At 58.7% G+C, this 1,469-nt stretch carries 1 protein-coding gene; it reads right to left on the bottom strand.

Annotated features, from left to right (window positions below):
- Positions 1 to 786: 786 nt before the first annotated feature.
- The gene (locus O7A05_RS33955; protein ID WP_337097770.1) at positions 787 to 1,053 is read right to left on the bottom strand and encodes a type II toxin-antitoxin system ParD family antitoxin; all 267 of its coding nucleotides are present in this window, start codon (positions 1,051 to 1,053) and stop codon (positions 787 to 789) included.
- Positions 1,054 to 1,469: the final 416 nt, after the last annotated feature.

Consider the following 1,469-nt stretch of genomic DNA (forward strand, 5'->3'; position numbering starts at 1 on the left):
CTGGCGGAGTAAGAGGCTCAGCAGGACTCTGCCGCCCACGTTTCTCTTTCTTCAATATTCAATTGTCAAAGAACAGACATCGCTTCACGCAATGTCGCGGCCCGCTTCGCTTTCGGCTCGGGGCCACCCGAGTGTCGCTCACGCGGCTCTCTTGAATTTCGCCAGAGGGCAGACCTAGAAGCAAACTTCTTCGTCGCCAGCGGCGCACCGCCCTCGTTCGTGGGCCGTATATAGTCGCCGCCCGACCAAACTGTCAACAGCCTAGATCGCTCTTTTTTCGATTTCTCGTGAGGATATCCACGAAGGCAAAAATTCGTGAGCTGGCTTGGTTGAATTTTGGCCGGCGCTTCCGTTGCCAGCCATTGCAGCGATACCCGTCACAACCGCTTCGCCAGGTGAATGCGGTCGCCCTAAAGCAGCCACCAGCACTTAGCCGAGTGTCGATCGTCGCGGCCCTTTGACCTGCGGTTCAGAGCCGTCCTTCGAGCAATTCAGGCATGATATTCCGGCCTGCGTAGAAGATGCCCAGGGATCAGCACGCGCTCGCCGTCGACAGCGAAAACGATGCTGACAGCGCGACGATAACCCATGATCCGCAGCCCCCGGCATGATCTCCACCCGCTCGGGTGCCGCGCTGTGGAAATGTCGACAGGCCCAGACAGAGATCGCGGATGCCCACAACAAAATCCCAGGCAACCGCCGGCGACGCACGCTCGGCTATATCGTCATAGATTGCTCGAGTTCGGCTTCCGCTTTCGTGTGGAAGACAATCCGGTACTCCATCCCCTACTTGGCTTTCGCCTGCCGTGCGCGATGACGGAGCTCCAGCCGGGAAAACACCGTTTCGGCGGGGATTCCCTCGGCCGGATCCTGCCGAAGATCGGCCACGCGCGACGGGATTTCCTCACGCAGCCACTTCTCCCGCTCTGCCTCAAAATCCTCGAGCATGCGCAGACCGGCGCGGACAACCTCGCTGGCATTGTTGTAGCGGCCCGATTCGAGCTGCTTTCTGATGAAGCGCTCATAGTGCTCGTTCAAAGCGTAGCTGGGCATGGAGGCCTCCTCCGGAAAATATGGGGCCGCCGGGCGGGAGATATAGCAATAGATAGCAACAATTGGCAATTTGTTGATTCGATTCCAATTTACCCGTCGCGATTCGGTGAAGGCCCAACAGGACCCGAATCGGCAGAGATCAAAATTATCGGGTCGAGACGCCGGCGCCCGATCGAGGATCGCCAGGCGGCCGATTCCACCACCTCTGCGCCATTTCAAGGCGGCTGAGACGCGGAAGCCGGCTGAGTTTAAAACTCAACCGGCTAATATTATTTCGTGCCCAGTTGTGAGGTACGCCTCCGGCGAGGGCCGCCTTGCGCGAGCATGGCATGGTAGCGAGGCTGCGCTCTTAAGGTCGTCCTTACGAGCGTAGTTAGCAGCACAGCATGAGCCATGTGACGTTATTGACCGGGCCT

Origin of the sequence: Mesorhizobium argentiipisi (SeqCode) (genome assembly GCF_037179585.1) — a bacterium.
Lineage (GTDB): Bacteria > Pseudomonadota > Alphaproteobacteria > Rhizobiales > Rhizobiaceae > Mesorhizobium > Mesorhizobium argentiipisi.